We start from the raw sequence: 6,987 nt of genomic DNA, 5'->3' as shown, positions 1-6,987 counted from the left end.
GCGCACCAATGCCGGGGATGGCCATGACACGCCGGGAACGGGTGATTATCGCTTGTTGATCGAAATGGTCACGGTAGAGGAACTGATCAGTTCCATCAGGATATTCTTGGCGAGGTTTTCCGCATAGTCATTGCGCGCGGTGGCGGTGACGATGGCGGCTGCCGGGTCTTTGCTGAGGATGGCGTGGAGCTGGTCGATATGCAGTTTGCAAATATCGCTGAGGTCGGCGTGACGGTCTTGATGGAAATACAGGAAACGGCGCGCCAGCGTTTGCAGCATGGCGTAGAACTCGGCAGCATAGCTGTTGCGTGAGGCATCGCCGATGACCCGGGTCAGATTGAAATGCAGCCGCATGTACATGCGCATGTCTTTGCGGATCTTGAGTTCTTCGAGCTCAATGATCAACTTGTGCATTTGTTCACGTTCGTGCTCATTGGCGCACAGTGCGGCTTGCGCCACGATCAGCCGTTCGATTTCGCGACGGCTCTGGATCACTTGCAACTGGCCCTGATAGTCGATCTGGGAAATGAAAATGCCCTGGCGCGGGACAATTCCGACCAGCCGTTGAAATGCCAGTTTCTGCAAGGCATCGCGGGTCGGCGAGCGGCCGATGCCGATGCGTTCGCTCAGCACGTTTTCCGACCATTGGCTGCCGGGCGGCAGTTCGCCGGTGACGATCAGTTCTTCCAGGAACACATATGCTTTTTCCGTCTGGCTGACGGCTTCGCGGTCGAACAGTTTGTCGGTCACTGTCATGGAGCGTTTTCCAGAGTTTTTTGCAATTCGCGTTTCAACACTTTGCCGGTTCCGTTTTTGGGTAAGTTCGATACAAAAATATAGCGTTTCGGTCGCTTGAAGCGGGCGATTTGCTGAATGCAGACGGCATCCAGCTCTTGTTCGCTGACGACCTGGCCGGCATGACACACGACAAAGGCGACCACCGACTCACCCCATTCAGGGTCGGCGGCGCCCACTACCGACACTTCTTCTACGGCGGCATGGGTCAGCAACGCTTCTTCCACTTCACGCGGGTAGATATTGGTGCCGCCGCTAATGATAACGTCTTTGGAGCGGTCCTTGAGGTGCAATAAGCCTCTTTCGTCGAGCAAACCGATGTCGCCGGTACGCAAGGCGCCGCCGCCGATGGTTTGGGCGGTGGCGTCGGGATTGTTCCAGTAACCGGCCATGACGGTGGCGCCGCGCACGATCACTTCCCCCGGCACGCCGGCTGCGACCGGGTTGCCGTCGGTGTCGGCAATGGTGACCCCAATGGCGGTCTGGGCGAAGCCGACCGAAGCCAGCATGGCGTTGTCATCGCGCGCCACGGCGGCGGCCAGCAGTTCTGCCGAGAGCGCGGAAATGGTCATCGGCGTTTCACCCTGACCATACATTTGTGCAATACGCGGGCCGAAGCAGGCTACCGCGCTCTTGATGTCTTCCACGTAAAACGGCGCGCCGCCCACCATGATGCAGCGCAGGCCGGGCCAGCTTACCGTGTGTTGCCGGCTGTGTTGCAGCAGGCGGGTGACGATGGTCGGCGCCGCGAACAGGCTGACCTTGTCATAGGCGTTGAACAGGCCGAACAGTTCGGCCTCATCGAGGCCGCCCGATTCCGGCACCACCTGCAAGCCGCCCTTGATTAAGTAGGGAATGCTATACAAGCCGCTGCCATGCGACATCGGTGCCACATGGACAATCACGTCGGCACTGCTCAAGGTTTGGACATCGATCAGAAAATGCATTGCCATGCTGACCATGTTCCGGTGCGTCAACATCACGCCTTTCGAACGACCGGTAGTGCCGCTGGTATAGAACAGCCAGGCCAGATCGTCTTCATCGAGCGGCGTTGGCTCCAGTGCCGGGCTGTTGGTGGCCTGCTGGTATTGGCCGGAACCGATATCGATTACTTGCAGCGGCGGAAAATCGGCCGCCAGCGGCAGCAGTGCCTGATACAGCGCGCCTTGCGTGATGCAGACATCGGCACCGGAGTCGCGCAGCATGTAGGCAATTTCATTGGTATGCAGTTTGCTGTTGACCGGCACCACGCAGAGTCCGGCATGCCAGCTCGCCAGTAGCAGTTCCATATACTCAGGACAGTTCTTCATGGCCAGCAGAATACGGTCGCCGGGCATCAATTTGAGCGTGTGCCGCAACCACCAGGCCAGTGCCCGTATGCGCTGATCCAGTTCGGTATAGGTGAGCGCGGTGCGGGTGCCGCAGGCCAGCGCAGGGCGCGCGCCGTATTGTTGAACGCTGCGTTGAAAGAGGTGACTGAGATTCATGATAGTGGTCGGAGGATTCGTGGTGATGTTCAGACCGGGCGGGCCGGTCTTGTGCTTACTTGCCGAGAATGATGATGGAGGTGGCCGCTTCTTCCACGCCGCTGAAGCCGCCGCCGTTTTCTGCAATGGCGAAGCGCGCGTTGTCGACCTGGCGGGCGCCGGCTTCGCCGCGCAACTGAGTCACCATTTCATAGACTTGCGCCAGCCCGGTGGCGCCAATCGGATGGCCGCGCGACAACAGACCGCCGGAAACATTGATCGGGATTTTTCCGCCCAGCGTGGTGGCGCCGGATTCCGCCATCGGGCCGCCGTCACCGAAGGCGCAGAAACCGAGTGCTTCGGTTTGCTGGACTTCGGCGAATGCGGTGGCATCGTGGACTTCGGCCAGCGACATGTCTTGCGGACCGACGCCGGCGATTTCATAGGCTTGATTGGCGGCCAGATGGCAAAGGTGACGTTCATAGGCGTCAGCCGGGCGCTCGGTGGCGCTGCGCAACACCGTGGCGCAGATGCGGATGGCGCGGGTGGCCTGCAGCTTGAGCAAGCCGGCCTGATTGCAGATGATGGCTGCCGCTGCGCCATCGCTGATCGGCGCGCACATCGGCAACGTCAGCGGCCATGAAACCGGGCGCGCCGCCATGACTTCGTCGATGGTCAGCGGATACTGAAATTGCGCCTGCGGGTTGCGGGTCGAGTGCACATGGTTTTTGGCGGCCACGGCGGCAATCTGGCGCTGCGTGGTGCCAAAGGTTTTCATGTGCAGGCGCGCTAGGCTGGCATAAATATCCATGAATACGCTGCGCTTGCCGGGTTCCACATAGCCGGCCGGCGGTGGCACATCGGCGGCCAGTTGCATCAGCGCCTGCATTTGTTCGCCGGCGGTATGCACATCCCAGGCGCCGTCGAACACGGCGAAGCTTTTTTCCTTGTCGGTGGAAAACAGTTTGTCTACCCCCACTGCCAGACAGATATCGCCGGCGCCCGAGGCCACGAACATATGGGCGGCGTTCAGGGCCGTGCTGGAACTGGCACAGGCATTTTCGACATTGCTGACCGGAATCCCGGTAATGCCCATGGCGCCCAAGGCAATCTGGCCCGACACCATGTACTGGCCTTCGATGGCACCCTGGCCGGCGGTAGCGAAATAGGCGCCTTGCAGCGCATCGGCGGAACAGCCGGCATCCGTCAATGCGGCACTGACCGCCTGGCGTACCAATTCCTTGACGCTGGTGTCGAGCTGCTTGGCAAATTGCGTGATGCCGACGCCGACAATGTAAGTTTGTTCATGCCGCATGTGCTGCTCCTGTTGTGATGATGGCTTCTACGTGTTCGCGTTGTGCTTCCAGTTCAGCCGACGTGCCGGACCATGCCACGGCGCCGTGGTCCAGCACGTACTGGCGGTGCGCCAGGCGCATCGGCACCTTGAGGTTTTGTTCCACCAGCACGATGCCGGTGCCTTGCTGATGTACCAGCGTGAAAATATCGATCAGGTTGTTGACGATCAGCGGCGCTAGGCCTTCGGTCGGTTCATCCAGCAGCAGGATTTTCGGATTGCCGAGCAGGGCGCGGGCAATCGACAGCATTTGCTGTTCGCCGCCGGAGAGCTGGTCGCCGCCGAAATGAATGCGTTCCTGCAAGCGCGGAAAAATGTCGAGGACGCGCGCGATGTCCCAGTAGCCCGGTTTGTGTCCGAGGCCGCCGATGCGCAGATTTTCCATGACCGACAAATTGGGAAAGATGCGGCGGCTGTCCGGCACCAGTGCCACGCCGAGCCGGCTGATCTGTTCCACCGGCAGGCGGCTGATATCTTGTCCGAGAAAATGGCGCCGGCCTTGCTGCAACGGCAGCAAGCCGATCATGGTTTTGAGTGTGGTGGATTTGCCGGCGCCATTGCGACCGATGATGGCGATGATTTCATCCTGCGCGGCCTGAATCGAAACCGCGCTCAGTACATTGGCCTGGCCGTACTGCACGTAAGCGTTTTCCAGTGCAATCATGATTCGTCTTCTCCCAGATAAACCGAACGCACCACCGGGTCGGCCTTGACTTGTTGCGGCGTGCCGGTGGCGATGACACGACCATTGCTCATCACCACGATTTGTTCCGACAGCGCCATGATCACGTCCATGTTGTGTTCGATCAGCAGTACCGTGCGGCCGGCCGAGGCGGCCTGAATCAAGCGCGTGGCCTGTTCGATTTCGTGATGGCCGATACCGGCCAGCGGCTCATCGAGCAACAGAATGCGCGGTTGCGGCAACACCGTCAGGCCCAGCTCCAGCGCCCGTTGCAAGCCATATGACATGGCGCCGGCAATGTCATTGCGGTGTGCAGTCAATCCGGTCAGTTCCAGCATGGCATCGATATCTGCTGCCAGCTTGCGGTCGTAGCGCGTGGCGATCCAGAACGGCATGAAGCGTGAATGCTTGATCTGGGCGGCGATGCGCAAATTTTCAGTAACCGTCATTTCCGGATAGATCTTGGTGATCTGAAAACTGCGGCCGATGCCGTGACGCGCACGGTCGCTGGCATCCATGCGGGAAATGTCGCGGCCCTCGCACAAGACCTGGCCCTGATGCTGCAACTGGCGTCCGGCCAGCACGTTGAGCAAAGTCGTCTTGCCGGCGCCGTTGGGGCCGATCAGGCCATACACACGGCCGGTTTCAAAGTCATGATTGACGTCGTCAATCGCTTTCAGCGCACCGAAACTGACGCTGACATTGGCGCATTGCAGCGCGACGTTGCTGTGGTTGCTGATCATGATGATTCTCCGCGGCGGCGCAGGCGGTTGAAGCGGGCTTGCAGTTCACCCAGAACGCCCTTGGGGAAGTACAAGGTAGCGAGGATGAAGATGACGCCCAGAATGCCGTACCAGTATTGGGTCCGGCCGCTCAGCCATTCCTTCAGGATTTCAAAGATGGCAACGCCGGCCACCGGTCCCCACAAGGTGCCGGAGCCGCCGAGCAAGGTCATGATGATGACGTCGCCGGAGGTGCCCCAATGCAGCATTTGCGGATTGACGTACATCAGCAGCGAACCGAGCAAGGCTCCGGCCAGGCCGCTGATGGCGCCCGAGATCAGGAACGTGATTTGCTTGATGCGATGCGTGTTGTAGCCGAGGTGCTGAGTGCGGATTTCATTTTGCTGAATCGCCATCACGACCCGTCCGAACGGCGAATTGCGCAAAATCGCGATGACGATCATGACCAACGCAAACATGCCGGCGGCATACCAATAAAAATTCACCGGATCGAAAAAATCGATGCCCAGCAATTCCGGCCGGGCCACGCCGGGCAAGCCATCGGCACCGCCGGTCCATTCGCGCAGTTTACTGTCGGCCAGGATATACAGTAGTTGCGACAGCGACAGGGTGACCAGCGAAAAGAAAATGCCGGACACGCGCAAGGCAAAAAAGCTGTACAGCCAGGCGCAGGCAGCGGCCGCCATCATCGCCAGCAACACGCCGGCTTCAAATTGCAGGCCCAGACGCTGGGTGCCGAGCGCCACGGCGTATCCACCGATACCGAGGAAGCTGGCGTGGCCGAACGACACCATGCCGAGCGAGCCGAATACGAAATCGAAACCGACGGCGAAGATTGACCAGATCATGATCAGCGTCGCCAGATTCAGATAAAAATCGTCATGGGTCAGGAACGGCAATACTGCAATCACGGGAATCAGCAGCAGGCCGGCGAGGAGATCGAAGCGAGACAGATTCATGCGGACCTCACAGGACGGGAGAACAAGCCTTGCGGACGGGTCAGCAGGGTCAGGATCAGTAAAGCAAACGTCATGACATCGACCCAGCTTGGCATGAAGGTGTAACCGATGGCGCGCACCATGCCGATCAGGATGGCGGCCGCGACCACGCCGCGGATATTGCCCAGTCCGCCGAGAATGACGACCACGAAACAATCAATGATGGTATTGCCGGCCATGCCCGGTTCGATTGGAAACAGGGGGGCCGCAATCGCCCCCGCCAGCCCGGCCAGTCCGGCGCCCAGGCCGAATACCGCGGTGCGGATCAGGGATGCCGGCAAGCCCAGTGTCTGTACCATTTCGGCGTCGCTGCTGGCGGCCCGCACCAGCATGCCGAAGGTGCTTTTTTCGAGCGCCGCAAACAAGGCCACCGACACCAATGCGCCGAAGCCGATCACGAACAGGCGATACACCGGAATGGTGCTGCTGAAGATATCCACTGCGCCGGCCAGCAGTTCAGGCATTGGCGCTTCCTTGTAGCCCATGCCCCAGAAATATTTGGCGGCTTCGCTGATGACCAGAATGAAGCCAAAGGTCAGAATCAGTTGGTAAAAATGTGGACGGTTGTAAAGCTTGCGCAAGGCATAACGCTCCATGGCGATGCCGACTGCGCCGACGATCAGCGTGGCGCCGATCACGCCGAGCGTGAAGGAGCCGGTGCGCAAGGCGATGTCGTAGGACAGATAAGTGCCCAGCATATACAGGGCACCGTGGGCGAAATTGATTACGCCCAGCATGCCGAAAATCAGTGTGAGGCCGGAGGCCAGCAGGAATAACAGCATTCCCAGACTGAGACCGATGATGATGGTAGACATGAATACTCTCGGAGACGCCGGTGAAGGACCCGGCCATCAGGCCGGGAACAGGCGCGACACGGCCCGGAGCCAGGCAGTATCGATGGCGTCGATACTGCCGTTGCTGCTCCGGTGTGAAACGCCGCTGGAAACGA

General features: G+C 59.8%; 7 protein-coding genes. All 7 read right to left on the bottom strand.

All coding sequences use genetic code 11. From position 1 onward, the window contains the following. Positions 1–45 precede the first annotated feature (45 nt). The 7 genes from AKL27_RS25535 to AKL27_RS25505 are packed head-to-tail and all read right to left on the bottom strand — an operon-like array spanning position 46 to position 6,853. Positions 46–756, bottom strand: coding sequence for a GntR family transcriptional regulator (locus AKL27_RS25535; RefSeq protein WP_050465718.1), 711 nt, complete (start codon positions 754–756; stop codon positions 46–48). Then, positions 753–2,282: an AMP-binding protein gene (locus AKL27_RS25530; protein WP_050465717.1), complete on the bottom strand. Its 1,530-nt coding sequence runs from the start codon at positions 2,280–2,282 to the stop codon at positions 753–755. Before AKL27_RS25530 ends, AKL27_RS25535 begins: the two co-directional genes overlap by 4 nt. Positions 2,283–2,337: 55 nt before the next feature. After that, positions 2,338–3,576, bottom strand: a complete 1,239-nt coding sequence (locus AKL27_RS25525; protein WP_050465716.1) for a thiolase family protein — start codon at positions 3,574–3,576, stop codon at positions 2,338–2,340. Continuing rightward, entirely contained in the window at positions 3,566–4,279 is a 714-nt protein-coding gene (locus AKL27_RS25520) for an ABC transporter ATP-binding protein (RefSeq protein ID WP_050465715.1), read from the bottom strand. The genes AKL27_RS25525 and AKL27_RS25520 overlap by 11 nt, the downstream gene beginning before the upstream one ends. Continuing rightward, positions 4,276–5,040: an ABC transporter ATP-binding protein gene (locus AKL27_RS25515; RefSeq protein ID WP_050465714.1), complete on the bottom strand. Its 765-nt coding sequence runs from the start codon at positions 5,038–5,040 to the stop codon at positions 4,276–4,278. The genes AKL27_RS25520 and AKL27_RS25515 overlap by 4 nt, the downstream gene beginning before the upstream one ends. Then, complete coding sequence (locus AKL27_RS25510; RefSeq protein ID WP_050465713.1) at positions 5,037–5,999, bottom strand: branched-chain amino acid ABC transporter permease; 963 nt, start codon at positions 5,997–5,999, stop codon at positions 5,037–5,039. The genes AKL27_RS25515 and AKL27_RS25510 overlap by 4 nt, the downstream gene beginning before the upstream one ends. Beyond that, positions 5,996–6,853, bottom strand: a complete 858-nt coding sequence (locus tag AKL27_RS25505; protein ID WP_050465712.1) for a branched-chain amino acid ABC transporter permease — start codon at positions 6,851–6,853, stop codon at positions 5,996–5,998. The genes AKL27_RS25510 and AKL27_RS25505 overlap by 4 nt, the downstream gene beginning before the upstream one ends. Positions 6,854–6,987: the final 134 nt, after the last annotated feature.

Source organism: Herbaspirillum autotrophicum (genome assembly GCF_001189915.1).
In the GTDB taxonomy this organism is placed as follows: domain Bacteria; phylum Pseudomonadota; class Gammaproteobacteria; order Burkholderiales; family Burkholderiaceae_D; genus Herbaspirillum; species Herbaspirillum autotrophicum.
The sequence above is the reverse complement of the archived record's forward strand: the minus strand, read 5'-3'. Positions and strand labels throughout refer to the sequence as shown.